The following is a 17,909-nucleotide window of genomic DNA, read 5'->3' as shown; positions in this document are numbered from 1 at the left end:
GTCTCGCTCCGGTCTGCTCGCTTGCCGACGTCGCCTTGCGGCCTATGCCGAGCGGGGCAACCGGTGCTCTCATCCACCGCATCTCTCCCCTTCACGACGGTCCATTCGAAATTTCTTGGCTCCCCGCCGATGCTCCTGCAGTCGCCCTGGGGCGCATCAGATTGCACTGGGAAGCCGCCCCACTCACCGGCTGGAACATCACCACCCACCTCCGACTTGCCCGCACCGAGGTTCACCTCGCCTCCTGGCCTGCGGCTCCAGTGAACTGGCCGAACCTGATCCGTCCTACGCTCTACGAGGTACGAGGTCTCTGCGCTGCCCTCGCCGTGGCCACCGCGGCTCTCCACATCTCCAATCATCTCGGCGACGTCTGACCACCAACGCAAACGCGGTTCCCGCCAAACTGATTGGGCCAGTCTCGGCGTGGGATGCCATGGTCAAACTGATGATCGATGTTCGCGTCCCTTGAGCGGACCCAGGACCTGGTGTGACGCCAGCGCACTCCCTCAGCCAGCAGGATCCGACACACCTGACTGCGGCCCATCTCGATGGCCAACCGCCTGGCTTCGGCAGCCAGCGCGTCAAGCGTCCACTCCAGCGGCCCGGACTCATTCACCGCGGCCAACTTGCCGTCCGCCTGCACCGTCAGCCGACCGGTGGCGGCTTCCTGACCGGGTCGATGACGTTCATTTGAGGAACGTGCAGATTCCCGGAAACGGCAACGTGACTTGGCGACGCCTTCGGGGTCCATGCAGGCTCCCTCACTCGATTGGGGTCACCCCGATCAGGCAGAGCCGGCGGTGTTGTTCGTATCCGGGTAGCGCCGTCGTTCAAAGCCTTATAGAGCTTCACATCAGCAGCAGGGAACGGGACATGAACGCACTGGCGCAGGGCCACCACGTGATTGACGTCGACGGCATACCCCAGGAGTACGAGGTTCGCGGAGTGGCCGGGCCGGTGTGTCTGGCGCTCACGGGCGGGCCAGGTATCGACGGCGGCTACTTCCGGCTTCCTGCCCTGGAGGAGCGGATGACGATGGTGTACCCCACCCAAGTGGGAACCACCGAAGACAGTAGGCTGCCCAGCCACCCGGACGGCTACACCATGGAGGTGTACGTCCGCTTCGTGCATGCGGTCGTGGAACACCTGGACGTGCCCCGGGTCTACCTACTCGGTCATTCCGCGGGCGGCTTCTTCGCCCAGGGTTATGCGCTGACGCATCCCGACCGGCTGGCCGGAGTCATCCTTCACAGCTCTATGGCGCACAACACCCTGGAGCTGCGCGAGGAGGCGACCGCCAGGCTCGACGACCTACCTGCCCGATTCCCGGGCCACCCCGGCCCCGTGACGGTGCGTGCGGTCTGGGAGGAACCAGTAGTCGAAAATCCTACGGACGAGCTGCGGACAGCACGGTTTCGTAAGCTGCTCCCTGCGTACTTCAAGGACTACTGGGGTCGCGAAGAGGAGTTCGCGGCTATGGCTGAGAGCGTGTTCGTCCACAACGTGAACGGCTTGTCGTTTGATCACCGAGGCCGGCTGGGCGAGATGCGTACCCCCACGCTGGTGGTCGTGGGTATGCACGACTTCATCTGCTCGCCGCGCTGGGCCGAGGAGATGATCGCGGAACTCCCCGATGCCAGCTTGGTCCAGCTGCTGGACAGCGGTCACTACGGACACCTTGAGCAGCCCGCCGAGTTCACTGACGCGGTAGCGGGATTTGTTGGCGTGACGGAGACGCGCTGGGCGGACAACACGGCCACAACGGCCTGACGCCCGAAGAACAGCTTATGCACCCATGCATGTGACTCCGTGGACGCGCGGCATTCGTTGCGGCTGCTGGGCAGCGGCACGCCGGTCGCCACGCCCAGGTGGCTGTTCGCATCGATGACCACCTTCAGGTTGGTCGAGTAGCGGTAGGTCTTGCTCGAGGTCGCGATGCTGCGGTCGCGGATGGGCTCCAGGGTGTGACCGAGAGTTTGGCGGAACACGATCTGGACTCTGGAGGTCAGGGGCGTGTTGTGGGCCCTTAGACCGTGTCCTATGTGGGGTTGGGTCGTTGGGGTTGGTTATGGGGCGGGGTACGTGGAGTTGGATTGTTCCGGATGGGCTGTGGGAGATCGCGGAACCGCGGATCCCGCCGTCGAGGGTGCGGCCGCAGGGCGGCGGGACGCAGGACACGCCTGATGAGACGCTGTTCGCGCCGATCGTCTATGGGCTGGTCAGTGGATGTGCCTGGCGGGCTTTGCCGCCGTGCTTCGGGATATCGAAGTCGACCGTACATCGTCGGTTCCTGATCTGGTCGCGGGCAGGTGTGTGGGGCCGGCTGCACGAGGAGATCCTGCACCGCCTGGACGACGCCGGCTTGCTCGATCTCTCCCGAGCTGTCCTCGACTCCGCCCACGTAAGGGCGAAAAAGGGGGCGAACTCACAGGTCCGAGCCCCGTGGACCGGGGTAAGCCGGGTTCCAAGATGCACGTCCTGTCGGACGCGAACGGACTGCCCGTCGTCGGCCTCTCGGCAGCCAACACCCACGACAGACTCGCCCTCAAGCCCATGATCCAGGGTCACCAAACGAGACACGACCCTCACCGCGGCCGGTACTTCAAACCCGAACGTCTCCACGCAGACAAGGCCTACGACATCCCCCACCTGCGAAAATGGTTGTGGGGCAAGCACATCGGTGTTCGTATCGCACGCAAGGGAGTCGAGTCCAGCGAACGGTTAGGGCGCCGACGATGGGTCATCGAGCGGACCATGTCCTGGCTGACCGGCCACCGCCGGCTCAACCACCGCTACGAACGCCACCCCCGCAACTACCTGGCATTTCTCGGCCTCGCCGCAGCCCTCTGCTGCTACAAACGGCTCATTCGCCTCACCACATAGGACACGGTTATTGGTGGAAACTTGAGGGCGCTGGTTGGCGGGTCAGAACCATGGGTGTTCACTGTGCGTGAGTGTCGGGCCGTTGACAGTTGAGATCTGCCCGGCACTCGAGTCGATGTCCCGGGCGAGCTGGTAGGCGTATTCAGTGAGGAGTTTCCGCAGGTCGGCGTAGTGTCTTAGCGGATTGGGCCGGACGAGATGGTGCCAGGTGATGTTCCGGCGCTGGGCCCATTCGCGCTGGATATGCTGAGGCTGCTCGGCCTCAATGGGGCGCGGGGCGAAGAGGTGCTCGCCTCGTGTGACCTGCACCCAGATGAAGACGGAGGCGTCCTGACGTTTGCGGTCGCCGACTGCTGGTCGGATGGGGCCGGGAATGTGCGGCAACTCGCTGACCAGGGCATCCCATGTGTCAGGGGGCAGAGCCCAGTCCCGGAGCGCCTCACGTCTGCGCTGGTAGTCGACAAGGGGCCGGCATGGTGTCCGGAGTTCGGCGCTGAGCTCGCGGAGGACCGATTCGAACTCCGCCGGGTCACGTCCCGCGCGTTCCCAGCGCTGGTAGTCGGTGTTGGCTCTGAATTGCATCCGGTCGGGGGTGATGCCGAGGTAAGCCGCAGCATCACCGAGGGGGCCGCCAATGGCCCACTGAACGAGCCGGACTGCGGCAGTTCGCCGCAATACCTTCGGCGCAATTCCGACAATGGGTGCGAAATGACGTTCGTACCAGTCCGGCTCCAAATATGCCGGAATGTGCTCGGGCCGGTAGTCGTTCCGCAGAGGCGCTCGGGTTCCCTGGGGGCCGCCGATCTTACGGAAGGCGTGGGTCAAGGGTTCGGCCGCGTTTCGGAATCGTCGCGAGCAAGAGTGCTCATAGCCGGCGAAGAAGCGGACCCAGGGTGTGCGGGTTGGCCGCTTGCTGAAGGCGTGGATGAACCGGGAAAGGCACTCGGATAGATCGCCCGCTTCGAGCATGGAGTGAGCTGCGTGCAGGAGTCCAGCGCAGGCGACAGGGTCACGGGGCGGTGCATCGCGCAGGCGCGAGTACTGAAGACGACCGTTGCTGGTGTCCGAACGCTCTGAGTCGGAGTGGAGATGAGTGGTCACGTGCTCGGCCAGGGCAGTGTTGAGAAGGTGCTCCCCTTGCGGCCATGTACTGCTGATCAGCGCGGTGGCCAGCCGGAGATCGGTGAAGTACTCGGCTGCGTCGGTGGCCAGAATCGGCGACTTCAGGCGTGCAAGGAGGGATTCCTGGAAGCGAAGGATGTCCGCTGTCGGTTGCGGCCGGCCGCCGGGAGGCGGGGCAGCACGCTGATCGAGTCTGCCGCCGCAGGCACGGGTCCGCTCCTGGGTCTGAGTGTCGATCGTCCATCGGCATTGCGCTGGGTGCAGGGTGTGGTCGTTGGCCCGCTCAATCAGGCGTCCTGATGTGGCGTGCGGCTGGCCGCAGTACGGGCAGTCGGATTCCAGATAGGTCTGATGCTCGACACAGGCGAAGGCAACGGGAAGGTGCCAGAGTTTTTGCCAGGGTCCGCCATGGAGTTGCTGGGCCGGGGTGCCGTCGCCCGCCAAGCAGGAGGGGCAGAACCGTGGCGAGCCGACGAAGAGCCATGCGTCTGGCCTCTTGTGTCCCGACCCGGGCATGGACCGGGCGATCGGCGGATATCGGTCTCGCCACTGCGTCAGCGTCAGTGCCGAGACTTCCTCGGCCGTTTGCCTCGTCAGCCGGGCGAATGCTTCGGCCTGCGGCCCCGTGAGATCCAGCAGCAGACCGCCGGGGAGGTGGTGAGCGTATACGCGCTCGGTCCAGCCTGCCGCACGGATCAGGTGCAGGGGTGGGAGGCTGAGACGGTGCCCAAGCCGAAGCAGGTAGCTGACCAGGGATTCTCCTGACATGGGTTCGAGACTCCGGGGCAGTGGATGCATCAGGGCTCCATTTGTTCAGGCGCCCGAGCGTGCAGCCGGGCCTTGGTCATCGAAAACGGTGTTCCGGGGCCGTTTCGCTCTCGGGTTCTCGCTGGTGGTCGGCGGGTCGGCCGGGATCACGGGCTCGTCCGGCGGCTGCTCGGGCTTGTCCCGCCGGAGCACGATCTCGTCCAGCAGGGTCTCGTCGATCAGCTCTTTCCCGGACTCCATAGCCTCCTGTGCGCCGTCCTCGATCAGACGTCCCAGCAGGCCGACGACACCGCCGGTGCGGCGCATCAAGTACTCCGGCATCGTGCTGCCGGTGAGCATGCCCTCCTTCGCATTCAGTAGCCGGAGGTGCCGCTCGATTCCCTCCAGGTGGTCGACGAAGGCATGGATCTGCTTCGGGGTGGTGTAGCGGAAGCGGTCGAGCTCGATGAGCTCGAAGCGGTGCTCGGTTTGAGTGATCTCCAAGCCGTGGATGCGGGTCGACTCCAGCGGTGGCATCTCCCACTGCCGGGTCTTCTTGTTCCACTTGGCCTCGCGCAACAGTCCGATGCCCGAGATGTTGACGCCTGTAAGAATCAGGGTGACGTCCAGGTTCATGAAGGCCCGCATCAGGTCGAGAACGTCCTGGTCGTCTGCCCGGTGCATCCGCAGCCGACTGATGTCGTCCAGGATCAGCGCTTTGACACCGTGGTCGTGGAGGGAGTCGGCGACCTGCCGTACCAGTTCCGGCAGCGTGATCGACTTGCGGATCGCGGCCCGAAAGAAGCCCAGGATCGACACGCAAAGGCTCTTTGGGGTCGCTGTCACCGGGGTCGAGACATAGACGACCGGCGCGTGGAGATCACGCGTACCCGGCAGAGCCCCAGGGTTGAGGTAGCTGTGCAGTTGCAGCCACTGGTCTTCGAATACAGCCCCGGCTGAGCAGACGGACGCGGTCTTGCCATAGTTGCCCCAGCCGCTGACCATGACGCCAGCGCGCGTCGGATCGTCCTGCTTCATTGTGTTGCCGCGCAACCGGCGCCGAATCAGCTTGCCGACCTTGTCATGCATGGGGGTGTCTTGCAGCGGGAGGTTCGCGTTCGTCAGATGCCGATAGAGGTCGTAGTCGGCCTTGCGGCTCGCGGGGATCATCGGCATCTGCTTAAGGGAGATCACCGGAGCGGGGGCGAGCAGGCCGTAGTGGCTGCGGTAGTGCTGCCAACCGACGTAGGTGTCGCGGGGCGGGTGGCCGCCCAGGATCAACTCGGCGATTCCGGCTCGTGAGGGCAGGCCCTCCAGCGGATCATCGTGCGAGAGGGCTCGGTTCACTCGTCGTCCTCCTGGACTCTTGTGTCGGCTTCCGACCCATCGTGGGGCGGCGGCAGGAACATGGGCCGTCGGCTCAAGCCCTCGCGCAGCGTCGGCGGGGCGACAGGTCTGGTTCCCGCAAGTGCTTCTTCGCGTCGCCGGCGACGGTCGGTGTCGACCGCGCGGTCGATCGTGCGACCATGCTCTGCCCAGACCGCGGGCATCTCGGCCGGAGCCGGCTCGTCTGCAGGGGCCGGTGCGGTGGGGCGGTCAGCTGCCGCAGCCTGTGCACGAGTGATATCGCGGGCCTGGGCGACGCGCTGCTTCTTCCCGGCCTTCTTCTTGGCCTGGCTGAGCCATTGGTCGACCGGAGTGACCGAGCCGAGAATCTCCAGCAGATGTTCCAAGAGCTCGCTCTCGGAGTGGATCCTGATGTTGTTCGCCTTCACGTGTGCCAGGAGAGCGTCGGCGGTCCTGTCCGAGAAAGCGGGGACTTCGCCCTCGGACGGCAACCCTCGCCAGCGCAGGATGTGCCAGGTCTCGTGGTCGGCCGGGTCCTGGAAGAACACCTGCCGGCGGTCCCTTCGGTCACTGCGGACCACCCACTTGCCCGCGTGCTTGCCCCCTCGGGCGGAGGGCTGCAGGAAGTGCGGCTCGTCGAGGATCGGGTGGTGATACCAAAGCCCGAGGATCTTCACTCCACGTCGGGGATGGATCTTCACGTGGTGCTTGCGCAAGACCTTGTAATAGAAGCCCGGCTCGGGGAAGTCCAGGTCGAAGCCGCCCTGTTCCATCGCCGCTGCGAACAAAGTGTTGGGGCTGTGATCCTCACCTGGAGCCCAGCTTGGGGCGTATTCGCCCAGTTTGCGGTTCTGCCAGATCTGGACGATCCACGTCGCGATGATGTGCTCGACCTGCGCGAGCGTGAGACTCGCATCGCGTTCCGGGTCAGCCCCGCGGTCGGCGACATCGCCGCCGGTGAAGCCCAACAGATGCTCGAAGAGCATGGTCTGGATGGTTAAGAACTGGCGCTCGACCGCGAACTTGTCGGTCTGCCGCAGGACGCGAGCAGGCAGGATCCGGCAGCCGATCTCCCGTTCGGCTTCCACCAGGTCGTGGTTCTTGTAGGGGCTGCCGTGGTCGGTGGTGACCGTCTCCGGTGCGAAGAATGGCAGAGCGGCGACCCGGTGCCCGGTGAACTCGGCAATCACGTCGGCCGGGACCCCGGCGTAGGGCCATTCCATATCCTCGCCCCAGCCGTCCCGCATCGGAAGCGGCAGCATCACGTCCCGCAGCAGCATCGCGACGTCGACCGACGTGTCGGACTGCAACGTGAGTCGGAAGGCCGGCAGTCCGTGCGTGTAGAGATCGAGCGCAAGGGTCAGTGTCGCGGTGACCGCGTCGCCGAACACGGTCTCGCGCAGCTTCACCGGCATCGGGGTCGAGTCCAACGCCAGAACCTGGCCCGGCCGGTGGACCACCATCCGGCCGGAGACACCGGCCTCTGCAGCGGCCCGGGCCGTCCGCTCGTAGCGCGGCCGGGCGCCGCCAGGCCCGAACCACTCCTCCCAGACGTCCGCGAGCGTCCAGCGGGAAGGGATCCTCTCGGCCGGAAACGTCGGGAACCGCTCGCGAATGTACTGGTGCATCAATCGGTGCCTGGCGGCCAAACTCAGGCGGGCGCGTTCACCGCACTCGCCCTTGACCGCGAAGATCGCCTCACGGACCTCCTCAGTGACGCTGCGATGCCCACTGCGTCGCCGTGTCCAGCGCCCGTCCGCGCAGGCCACCAAGAGACTCTCGCCCGAGAGTCCCGACAGACGCTCCAGGGTCCGGTAGCTGAGGTGTTGCAAGCCGAGCCGGACCGCCTCCGGACGGGGCATCGCCTTCGTCTCCGCCGCCTTCGCGTGGCGGCGCTGGGTCAGCGTCGTGCGGTCCGGGTCGTAGGCCAGCCGGGGCTCACCCGGCAGGGCCCGAGCCGATTGACCCTCCCGGAACCCCGTCTCGGCTTCCAACACATGCGCAGCCCGCAGCCTGGCCCGTTCCAATTGGTCCTCAGTCAGGTCAGCCAGCGTCCTTGGCTGTCGGGAGACCGGCGAAGGGCACCCCGATGCTTCGACCGTCGGCAAAAGCCGCAGATCGGCATGGTTGATGAGCCAGCGGAACGAGCGGGCCTCCGCGCGGCCGTCGGCATCCACAAGGACGAGCCGGCCGAGCTGGCCGTGGACATCTTCGACCGTCCACTCGACTCCGTTGAGCGCGACCCGCCTGCCCGGCGCGATCTGCAAGAACCCCCTCACCGTCATCACACCTGCCAGACCAGCGAGGTGTCGCGCAAGGGACTGCCCAGATCGATGCCGAGCTCACGTTGCCATAGCAGCCGCACAATGTTGGCCCGGCCAACGGAAGGCACGCTGGTCGCATCAGCCAATGCGGAAAACGTCATCACCCGGTCCTCCGTGCCGCCGACAGCAGTGAGCAACTGATGCCGCATGCCCAGCAGGTCCCTCACCGGCCGCCGACGCGAGGACAAGTGATCAAGGACGCTCCAGACATGCGGGCGCCAGCCTGCGACCACCGAGTACCGCCAGCCGCACGCCGCCGCCACCTCCCTGGCCGCCGCGAACTTCAGCGCGTCCGCGCCCTTGACCAGCTCCATCGGGCGGACATCCAGCAGCCACATCCCGCCGCCGATCACGGCCAGGAAGTCCGGGATGTGCCAGGACTGCCCGCCCGCATGGTCGAAGTCCAGCCGGAACGGCTGCGACAGCACCTCTGATGCACCCAGAAAGTCCAGCGCGACCAGCAGCCGCATTTCTTCCAGCGACTCGAAGCCGTGTGCCCTGCCCGTTGAAGCCATCACCTCAAGCCCGGGGCGATGCCGCTGCTTCGCTCGCCACGTGAACCCCCGCATCGGCCGGGACGTCAGCACCGATACGTGAGCCATATCCCGGATCGGCCAGCAGACCTTGCCGGCAGCCACCTGCCAAGTCGAACTCCACCGACCAGCCCAGCCGTTCCCGAGCTGCAACAGATCCCGGAACGCGGCATCCCCGTCGTACGCCGTCACAATCTGATCCAGATGACTTGAATCCGACGGGATCTTCGCGCTCGCTGTCTCTCTCACTCACTCACAGCAGCACCCCCCGGCCGGTGATGGAGACCATTCTCCTGAACTGATCGCGACACGGCGTGTCGGGATCAAGATCCGCCAACTAGGGTGCTCGTCCGCCAACCAAAAGTGTCAGTCACGCAAAGCGCCGTCGACGATATCGACGGTGTCCCTGCGCGGCTGGCGCGCAGGCGAGATGACCAGCAGCGGTGCAAGGTGGTCGAGGATGCGGTCGGCCGCAGGCTTCGAGACCCCGAACCACGGCGCGGTATACGAAGACGATGCCGTCGGTGAAGCAGGACGCGAGTTCGTAATGGCGGGCCATCTCGGAGCCCTGATCCCAGGTTGGACTCCGACCTGCTTGTTCTGGCAGCGTGCTGCAGGTGGTGATGAGGGCATCGCCACCTGGCCGACTGAGTGTCCCTCGGGCAGCGAGGCTAAGCAGACATAGCGGGCACGTCGGTCGACGGGCGTGGCGACGGCGGATTGACTGCGTGCGCCACGACGGGGGCCTCCTTCCCAGTCGTCGAGCCGCTCGCGCAGCTCGACGATCGTCGGCCGATCAGGACGGCCGGTGCAACGAAACGGGGGACGCGCTGGTCAGGGCGGCGGCGCTTCTTACTCAGCGGCCGGCCGGTGCGCAGCTTCCTGGTCAGAGCCCTACTCAAGCCGCCTTTGACCCCTTGGTAGAGGGCACGGCAGATGGTCTCGTGGCAAAGGTGCCGCTCGGGACGGTCGGGCCAGCGGGTTCTGTTGTCCCGTAATCCCGGTGAGCACACCACGCAGCTATGACACCTCGCCACATTGGAGGATCAGCCGAATACGCCCATTATGAGGACGAGTCTCCGCCTCGGAAGCAACGCATCTGACGCTGCGCGCCGTTCCACGAGGGGTTACGGGACAGCCCCCTCAGGCGCTCCCGCTCTTGATAGGAGCCCTGCTCCCAGCCCGTGGCGTGGCCAGTTGTAGCTGCGCAGTTGAGTCCGCGCAGTTGGATGCATCACACCACGCACAGAGTTCGGCACGGCAAATCAAGACATGGAGTCGACGGAACGGTGCGAAGCTGAGGGAGATCAATTGCGGGCAAGGAGCAACGGCAGGATCTCAGAGACAAGAGGCCGCTTGGGAAGACGGCCCGCTTTGGGAACGTGGGGTTTTCTCGCCCACCCTCCTCACTTCGATGGTGCGCGGGTCCACGGCTTCGCCAGGCGCGCCCTCGCGGTACAGGCCTCCCGGGAGACTGTCTCGGTCATGAGGTAGCAGGAAGAAGACGCGGCGCTTGTACAGACCACTATCCGGGTCGGGTTCCGCTTGGTTGTCCAGGAGGGCATACCCCACCATGCGGCCGTCGCGTTCGTAAGGAGGCTTCGTATTACGGCGTCGGGTCTTGTCGAGGGCCTGACGGACATAGTCGAAGTCTGTGGGGTCTTCCAGCCACACGACATCTTCCTCGTGGGTGAGATCGCCCTCGGTCAGTAGCGAGCTCATGGCTGCTGCCCCTCCTTCGTCTGCGGGGCCACACGTAGGCCCACCTTGTAGCGTGGTGAGTCGTCCGCTGCTGGACGTGGCCATACGTTTACATGGTAGGGCGGAAAAATGAGCCTGGGTAGACGATACCGTTCCGTTTGCGGGTCCCCCGGTGTTGCAATGCTGTTCATGCCGGGGTATCCAACAGAGCGATGCCTGGGTAGTACTTGCGGCCGTTGGATTTGATCATGTCAGCCGGTGAAGTGAGACCAGCCTCTTGCCTCACACGGGTGGCGAAGGCGCGCGTGCCGGCGGGGCGGATGCCTTCGCCGGTGCTGCACCATGACGCGTAGGCGGTGTAGAGCAGCCCTTGCTCAACCCGAAGGTCGGGCTGCTCGTCGATGTCGCGGGTGCAGCATTCGGTGAGGAAGCGGCCTATGTGGTCCTCGGTGTTGGCGTAGGCACTCGTGGCGATACGCACGCGGTCGGGTCCTTTGAGGTTGTCACGGGTGGTGAGGTAACGGTGGGCTCCTTCGATGAGCCACTGCAGGATGCCAGGGCCTTCGTCACGGACCAGCTCGAGGGCTAGGTTGTCAATCTTGCGGTGGTCGGGAACAGTCCGCTCGAAGGGTAGAAGCCGGATACGGCGCCAGAACGCGAACCCGCCGGTGGAAACTTCGGGGCGGTGGTTGCCCAGCAGCCACAAATGGTGGGTGGGAGTGAAGGAGAAGTAGTCTTGGCGCATCCTGCGGGCTTTGATCTTGTCACCGCCCGTTAGCAGCCTGACCCTGGTTTCGTCGAACTTGTCGTTGGGTTTGAGCTCGCTGCATACGATCAGTCGGCGGCCGTGGAGCTCAGTAAGTTCGGTGGAGTGTTCGGAGAAGGCGCCCCGGTCCATGAGGAATCCGGGTGGTGCGGCGTCGGCATAATCGCCCAGGATCTGGATCATGACGTCAAGTAGGACGCTTTTCCCGTTCTTCCCGTGGCCATGGAGGAACGGCAAAACCTGGGCGCCCACATCCCCTGTGATGGAGTAGCCCAGTAGCAGATGTAGGAAGTCGATCATCTCTTGACCTTCGGCGTCGTCGCCAAAGGTGTCGTGGAGAAAGCGGTGCCAGCGAGGAGTCTCGCCTGCTTGCGGGGCCACGCTGGTGGCGCGGGAGTGCAAGTCGCGGGCGGGGTCGGGCTTGCGCAGTAGTCCAGTGTGCAGGTCGACGACCCCCGCGGGGGTACACAGGGAGTACGGGTCGCCGTCGAGGGAGTTGGGGTCGACGGAGAGATCTGGTGAGGCTTTGGCCTGGGTGAGCAGAGCCGTCATGCCAGTGGTGGAGAGAGTGCGCTTCTTGTGAAGCTGTAGCTCTCGGTCGCCAAAGAAACCGCGGGGATCGGTGGTGGGCATGTTTTCTGCCATTTCACCAGCAGCCCACAGGGCCGCCTTTTCCCCTCCAGTGCGTTTCCAGCGGTAGCCGTCCCATGAGAACCAGCCAAGGCCTTCGACATGGCGAAATTGGCCGCTGTAGAGCTTGACGAATAGCTTGGCGTTGCCACGGTCCGTGAGCGTTTCCGGCAGCGGTGCCGACAATGCCCATGACAGTACAGGAGGTGAGGAGGTCGCGGCTTGGACTGGGGTGACAGTCTCTCGGCCGGTCATTTCGATTTGCAGCATCTGCTGGGCAGCGGCGGCGGCGTCGAAGCGCGGCGTCTCGGCGCTGCTCATGAACGTCCTTCGAGGTGGAGCGGGCGGATTGACACGGCAGCAAGGACGGCGTCGATGACGCGTTCGTTGCGGGGTCCCTGCCGGGGGCGCGCCGTCTCGGCAGCCGCTAGGAGCTGAGTGAGCGCAGCATGTTCGTTGAGCCGGCTAGCCGGGAGTCCTTCAGCAGCCAAGTGGGATGTGTCAGGCCGCGTAGCCGCAGTGGGTGCTCTCATCACGTCGGGGCCGGCCACGGGTCTGTCCTTCAGCGGGGTCTTGTCGCACCGTCCCTGAACATCCAGAGCCAAGTGCGTGCTCGAAACAAGGGATCAAAGGGACTGTAGGGACTGGCTTTCGGAAGAGAGTGTAGGCCCCTCGTTCGGGGTCGCCCCTGCTCCTCAGCGTGACGCCGGAGTTCTTCTTTGCGTCCCTTAGGTCCCTTCAGCCTCTAGTTCGAGGGCATGATGTCCAAGATAAGGACGAAATACAGCCTAATAGGCAACTAGATCGGCCGTCACTGCTGGTGACTAAGACAGAGGCGAATGGCACGGAGGATCAACAAAAATGACGCTGATCTTCCACGCTGCCGTCGTGGGGGTCGCCCCCGAGCAGGGGCATCTCCCATCAGCTTGGCTGACCACACTGCTTGGGTCCCTGAACATTTGCCCAGCTCAGCAGCATCGTGCACCTCTTTAAGGGGCTGAAGGGACTGGAAATTTCTATTGTGAGCAGCCTCCCTTGTGGATCCGTCGAGCAGTCACGCCCGTGCGTAAGACGCACGTCTGACTTGTTGATAAGTGCACTTCACAGTCCCTTCCGTCCCTTTACAGCGGGCCGCGGGAGGGCGGGCGATCCCCTTTAGCTCCACGCTCAGGCAGGCTGTGCGGTGGGTGAATCGGATGGCGGCGGCCGACGACCACGGGAGGCGGCAGCTGCCGCATGCCACGGCCTGTGTCGAGTTCGACCTGCTGCAGGGGTTGTGGGTGGCGGCGACGCTAATCACTGAGGACCTCGTGCTCGCGCTCCGTCGGCAGGTCCTTGAGCGTGCTGGGCTCGCGGAGCTGGTGCAGTGTTACCGCAGGCGGTCAAGGCCGGCCTCTTCATGATCCTCGCCGGGGACCTGGCGAGCGGGAAGACGACGCTGCTGCGGGCTCTGGGCCCCGCGTACCGGTCGGGTAACCCGCACCGCGTTGCGCTCCCCCGGGTCATGGTCGGTGAGTTCTGAGGCGAGGAAGCTGCCGCGCTGCTGGAGACCGTGTTTTCGCGCGTGGTGCGGCTCGACGTGTCCCCTGCAGGCCAAGGATGCTGAGTCCGTCGTCGACCGACTGGTGGTGCCCCTGACGCGGGCCGGGCACAGTGACCAGAGCGTCTCCGGTTCATTGCTGCCGCCGTCGTTCTGATCCTGTTTGTGGACCGCATTGACGAGACGCGACCAGGAGCAGGAACTTCGTGTCCCACATCTGAAGAGCTGTCTCTGGCGATGCGGTGCTTGTCGGGCGCGTCTAACCGCGAGTCGAGGTCTTGGCTGAGGTGCGAGCAACGGACACATCCGATGTGGATCTCCGCGCTCGGCAGAGTTGGAGTCGACCGCCGCGGGGACCGACTAGCGGGCCGCCAGGGCTGGCCCGGCCTCTTTTGGCCGGGACGGCACCCGGAGCTCCTTCGCCAACTTCGGCACCTCGGTGAAGGGGCCGGTGTCCTACGTGCTCGTGACCGCCCCGCTGCTCGAGCGGCAGGGTGAGGCAGGGGCGGCCTTGCACGTCGGGCACTGATGACGTTCGACTAGATCGGCTTCGGACTCAAGTTCGCGGGAAGGTTCTTCCGTGCCGGCATGGGGTCGAATTTCTGCAAACAACGCAGGTCGCAGAACCCATGCCCGTCACTTTTGAGCGCGAACGGGTCCTGAGACCAGATCTGCTTCTCGGTGGTCTACGTCCACCCCTATTTGATCTTGCTCGGGCAAACAGGAATCGGCTTCCCTCCCCTGTCATTCATGCCCTTGAGCCTTTTCCAACCTGTGCTGGTGGCTGTGCAGGCTAACAATCGTCGGGCTGCTCCCGGCTGAAATGCCCTCGGAGTCCAGCCGCTCGGCGGCCTGGAGCACGTACTCGGGGAGCTTCGACGTGGCGGCTAGGACCTCGATACCGATGAGGCGGTCCTGCTCGTCGAAGTCGAGGTTGATCATTCCGTCGACATCGATCGGATCGCAGGGATAGGTATGTGCTGATCTCACACTGACCTGCGGGTCGGTGAAGTATACGTACGCCGCGTTCACGGTCTTGTCGTAAGTGACTTTGACGTCAGGCACGATGCTGGGGTCCTTTCTGCGTTGTTGGTTCCGGTCTCGTCAGTGCGCTGCGAGTTGCAGGGCGAGGACGGCCTTGACGATGGTGGTGACGCGGGTCGTACTGCAACGGAGTTTGCGCGGGAGGCGCCACGTCTTGAGAGTGGCCATGGCCTGCTCGCCGAGCGCGCGGATCTTTGGCGTGGGAGGCGTTGACGGCTCGTTGGCCTGCGGAGAGTTCGTCCCAGCGGCCGCGGTAGGGGACGCGGACGGTGCCGCCTGTTCCTTGGTACGCCTTGTCCGCCCAGCAGCGGATGCCCGCTTGGGTCAGTGCGGCGGCGATGCGGAGCAGGGTGCCGTCCAGGATCACGAACGCTTTCGTCGCCGCGGTGCTGACGGCTTGTTCAAGCGTGGGGGCGAGGGCGGCTAGGACGTCGACGGCTTCGCGGATGTAGCGGTAGACGGTGGCGATGCCGACGTTGAACGCCGCGGCGAGCCGGCCGTAGGTATCGCCGCCTCGCAGGTGCGCGAGGCTGAGCAGAGCCTGTCGGCCCGCGCTCAGGCGTAGCCATCGGCTGCCGTGAGCGCGCCCACGTTCTATCAAGCCAACTGGCCAACCCAAGCAGCAGGTTGGAAAAGACTCACTGTAAATTCCCTTTTACCGTGGGGAATTTCGCTTTTCCGTACGTACAGTCACGCCGAGTGCCCCGGATGTGACGGTCACGCCGCGGGCCCAGAGGCGATCCTGTGCGAATCGGAGCGGAGTGCAGACGGCGTGTGCTGAGCGGCTCCACCGCACCCACTGCGGCCGGTAGCGTCTTACCGATCCTGCCCTGCCCAGGCGGCGCCAGCTATCCGTCGAAAGCAATCCTGTCGTGCGCTCGGATTGTGAAAGAAAAGGTGGCACGGGCCTTCTATGTCCTGGCCGCGGGCGGGGCCATAGTGGTCGACGGGGCGACTGGGTGTGGAGGAAAGGTCGGACGCGTGAGGGGGTTGATGACCCCGTGTCATGTGTCGGGCTGAGGATTCGACCGCGAGGCGTGCCACCGCGCACCTCGCCGTAGCGCAGAACGGCGCGGAATCGTCCCCCCGCCTGACGGAGGAAGGCCGAACACGCGTGTTACGGCCCTCCTCCGCGTTCGCAGCCACTGCGGGCGACGCCTCCGAAGCGCCCCCACGGACCTGGCGCGTCCTCCCGGCTCACGGTCGAGTCGGAAGGACCACGCGCGCCGGGTGTCCGGCACGTCGAATTCCACTCGACTCGCCTTCATCGGGCGGCCGCTGAGCCCGCCCGCTGCCATACCGAAAGATTGAGAACGCCGAAGTGTTGCAGAAGGAATCCGGAGACCGCGCGCGGCAACCGGTGGTGACACCGGGCAGGGTCGTCGTCGGCCTGTGCCTCGTCATACCGTTCGCCGCCCTGCTCTGTGTCGACTCGTATGCGCAGACGGACCCGACGTTCATCGGTATCCCGTTCTTCTACTGGTACCAGATGCTGTGGGTCGTCATTTCCTCCGTCCTCACGTGCCTTGCCTATGTGCTGGTGCGTCGCGAGGAGCGGAACCGTAAGGAGGTCGCGCGATGAAGAACGGGGTCAACGGCGTGGCGCTCGGCGTCTTCGTCTTCTTCTTCCTGGCCGTCGCGGTCATGGGATTCCTCGCCGCCCGCTGGCGCAAGGCGACCGATCCCGAGCATCTCGACGAATGGGGCCTCGGCGGTCGCAGCTTCGGCGGCTGGATCACGTGGTTCCTGCTCGGTGGCGACGTCTACACGGCGTACACGTTCGTCGCGGTGCCCGCCGCGATCTACGCGGCGGGGGCGTCGGGGTTCTTCGCCGTGCCGTACACGATCCTCGTCTACCCGCTGATCTTCACCTTCCTGCCCCGGCTGTGGTCGGTCTCGCACCGCCACGGGTATGTCACCACCTCTGACTTCGTGCGCGGTCGGTTCGGCTCCAAGGGACTGTCGCTGGCGGTGGCGGTCACCGGCATCCTGGCGACCATGCCGTACATCGCGCTCCAGCTCGTTGGCATCCAGGCGGTGCTGGACGTGATGGGCGTGGGCGGCGGTGAGGACACCAACTGGTTCGTGAAGGATCTGCCGCTGCTGATCGCCTTCGGCGTGCTGGCGGCCTACACCTACTCCTCCGGGCTTCGCGCACCCGCGCTGATCGCCTTCGTGAAGGACGCGCTGATCTACATCGTCATCGCGGTTGCCATCATCTACATCCCGATCAAGCTCGGTGGCTTCGATGACGTCTTCGCCTCCGCCGGCAAGGCGTTCTCGCAGGTGAACCCCGCCACGGGCAAACCGCGCGGTGGGGTCGTTCCGCCGGAGGCCGGGCAGTGGACGTACGCCACGCTCGCCCTCGGCTCGGCCCTGGCGCTGTTCATGTATCCCCACTCCATCACCGCGACTCTGTCTGCCAAGAGCCGTGACGTGATCCGCCGCAACACCACCGTGCTGCCGCTCTACACGTTCCTGCTGGGGTTGCTGGCGCTGCTGGGATTCATGGCGATCGCGGCCGGGGTAAAGGTCACCAACGGGCAGCTCGCCATCCCGCAGTTGTTCGAGGACATGTTCCCGGACTGGTTCGCGGGCGTGGCATTCGCGGCGATCGGCATCGGCGCGCTGGTCCCGGCGGCGATCATGTCCATCGCGGCCGCGAACCTGTTCACCCGCAACATCTACAAGGACTTCATCAAGCCCAACGCGACGCCCGAGCAGGAGACCAAGATCTCCAAGCTGGTCTCGCTGCTGGTGAAGGTGGGCGCGCTGGTCTTCGTCCTCACCATGGACAAGACTGTGGCGATCAACTTCCAGCTCCTGGGCGGCATCTGGATCCTCCAGACCTTCCCGGCGCTGGTCGGCGGCCTGTTCACACGCTGGTTCCACCGCTGGGCCCTGCTTGCGGGCTGGGCGGTCGGCATGGCCTACGGCACGCTGGCCGCCTACGGGGTCGCCTCGCCCACCCAGAAGCACTTCGGCGGCTCGGCCAAGGAGATCCCCGGCATCGGCGAGATCGGCTACCTCGGACTGACCGCCTTCGTGCTGAACCTGGTGGTCACCGTCGTCCTCACCTTCGTCCTTAAGGCCCTCAAGGCCCCCGAGGGCACCGACGAGACCCGCCCCTCCGACTACACCGCTGAAGCCGGCGACCCCGGTGACCCCGGCGTGATCCCGGCGCAGCCGGTCGGGGCCGCCCACTGACGGTCCCGCGGCGGCGTTCCGGCTCCTGACAAGGACACCGGAAACGCCGCCTTCCCGGCCGTCCG

The 17,909-nt window shown here is 65.2% G+C and carries 13 protein-coding genes and 3 pseudogenes; 5 read left to right on the top strand and 11 right to left on the bottom strand.

Translation table 11 applies throughout. The features are described 5' to 3' along the window. Positions 1–355 precede the first annotated feature (355 nt). Positions 356–751 carry a hypothetical protein gene (locus tag OG963_RS43650; protein ID WP_331750126.1) on the bottom strand — a complete coding sequence of 132 codons (396 nt, stop codon included), beginning with the start codon at positions 749–751 and terminating at the stop codon, positions 356–358. Between the two features lie 122 nt (positions 752–873). On the opposite strand from OG963_RS43650, the gene OG963_RS43645 reads away from it, so the two are divergent. Next, positions 874–1,770, top strand: coding sequence for an alpha/beta hydrolase (locus OG963_RS43645; RefSeq protein WP_331750124.1), 897 nt, complete (start codon positions 874–876; stop codon positions 1,768–1,770). A gap of 32 nt (positions 1,771–1,802) precedes the next feature. On the opposite strand, the pseudogene OG963_RS43640 reads toward OG963_RS43645, so the two are convergent. Further along, positions 1,803–1,964: pseudogene (locus tag OG963_RS43640) on the bottom strand (IS5/IS1182 family transposase); the annotation flags it as partial. A gap of 104 nt (positions 1,965–2,068) precedes the next feature. Between OG963_RS43640 and OG963_RS43635 the strand changes: the two are divergent. After that, positions 2,069–2,883, top strand: a protein-coding gene (locus OG963_RS43635; RefSeq protein ID WP_331750122.1) for an IS5 family transposase whose coding sequence is annotated in 2 segments (ribosomal slippage) — positions 2,069–2,411 and positions 2,411–2,883 — 816 coding nt in all. Because the reading frame shifts where the segments join, the coding sequence is not laid out codon by codon here. A 42-nt stretch (positions 2,884–2,925) separates the two neighbouring features. Here OG963_RS43635 and OG963_RS43630 read toward each other — a convergent pair. The 7 genes and pseudogenes from OG963_RS43630 to OG963_RS43600 all read right to left on the bottom strand — a co-directional run bounded on the left by OG963_RS43630 (position 2,926) and on the right by OG963_RS43600 (position 12,374). After that, positions 2,926–4,803 carry a TniQ family protein gene (locus OG963_RS43630; RefSeq protein ID WP_331750120.1) on the bottom strand — a complete coding sequence of 626 codons (1,878 nt, stop codon included), beginning with the start codon at positions 4,801–4,803 and terminating at the stop codon, positions 2,926–2,928. A 15-nt stretch (positions 4,804–4,818) separates the two neighbouring features. Beyond that, positions 4,819–6,099, bottom strand: coding sequence for a TniB family NTP-binding protein (locus OG963_RS43625; RefSeq protein ID WP_331750117.1), 1,281 nt, complete (start codon positions 6,097–6,099; stop codon positions 4,819–4,821). Continuing rightward, entirely contained in the window at positions 6,096–8,384 is a 2,289-nt protein-coding gene (locus OG963_RS43620; RefSeq protein ID WP_331750115.1) for a transposase, read from the bottom strand. The genes OG963_RS43625 and OG963_RS43620 overlap by 4 nt, the downstream gene beginning before the upstream one ends. After that, positions 8,384–9,148, bottom strand: a complete 765-nt coding sequence (locus OG963_RS43615) for a TnsA-like heteromeric transposase endonuclease subunit (protein ID WP_331750113.1) — start codon at positions 9,146–9,148, stop codon at positions 8,384–8,386. The genes OG963_RS43620 and OG963_RS43615 overlap by 1 nt, the downstream gene beginning before the upstream one ends. Before the next feature lie 183 nt (positions 9,149–9,331). Continuing rightward, positions 9,332–9,457 (bottom strand): annotated as a pseudogene (locus OG963_RS43610) (IS5/IS1182 family transposase); the annotation flags it as partial. A gap of 837 nt (positions 9,458–10,294) precedes the next feature. Continuing rightward, the gene (locus tag OG963_RS43605) at positions 10,295–10,678 is read right to left on the bottom strand and encodes a DUF6009 family protein (RefSeq protein ID WP_331750110.1); all 384 of its coding nucleotides are present in this window, start codon (positions 10,676–10,678) and stop codon (positions 10,295–10,297) included. A 166-nt stretch (positions 10,679–10,844) separates the two neighbouring features. Beyond that, on the bottom strand, positions 10,845–12,374 hold the full coding sequence (locus OG963_RS43600; RefSeq protein ID WP_331750107.1) for a phage/plasmid primase, P4 family: 1,530 nt from the start codon (positions 12,372–12,374) through the stop codon (positions 10,845–10,847). A 1,045-nt stretch (positions 12,375–13,419) separates the two neighbouring features. Between OG963_RS43600 and OG963_RS43595 the strand changes: the two genes are divergently transcribed. After that, the gene (locus tag OG963_RS43595) at positions 13,420–13,575 is read left to right on the top strand and encodes a hypothetical protein (RefSeq protein ID WP_331750102.1); all 156 of its coding nucleotides are present in this window, start codon (positions 13,420–13,422) and stop codon (positions 13,573–13,575) included. A 762-nt stretch (positions 13,576–14,337) separates the two neighbouring features. On the opposite strand, the gene OG963_RS43590 is transcribed toward OG963_RS43595, so the two are convergent. Then, positions 14,338–14,658 carry a DUF2283 domain-containing protein gene (locus OG963_RS43590; protein ID WP_331750099.1) on the bottom strand — a complete coding sequence of 107 codons (321 nt, stop codon included), beginning with the start codon at positions 14,656–14,658 and terminating at the stop codon, positions 14,338–14,340. A gap of 39 nt (positions 14,659–14,697) precedes the next feature. Continuing rightward, positions 14,698–15,286 (bottom strand): annotated as a pseudogene (locus OG963_RS43585) (transposase family protein). 675 nt (positions 15,287–15,961) lie between these two features. On the opposite strand from OG963_RS43585, the gene OG963_RS43580 reads away from it, so the two are divergent. Next, a complete protein-coding gene (locus OG963_RS43580) occupies positions 15,962–16,219 on the top strand; it encodes a DUF3311 domain-containing protein (RefSeq protein ID WP_331750317.1) in 258 nt (85 codons plus the stop codon). Next, positions 16,216–17,844, top strand: coding sequence for a monocarboxylate uptake permease MctP (gene mctP, locus OG963_RS43575; protein WP_319740672.1), 1,629 nt, complete (start codon positions 16,216–16,218; stop codon positions 17,842–17,844). The genes OG963_RS43580 and mctP overlap by 4 nt, the downstream gene beginning before the upstream one ends. Positions 17,845–17,909 lie beyond the last annotated feature (65 nt).

The organism is Streptomyces sp. NBC_01707, from assembly GCF_041438805.1.
In the GTDB taxonomy this organism is placed as follows: Bacteria; Actinomycetota; Actinomycetes; order Streptomycetales; family Streptomycetaceae; genus Streptomyces.
This window is presented reverse-complemented; position numbering and strand designations above follow the sequence as displayed.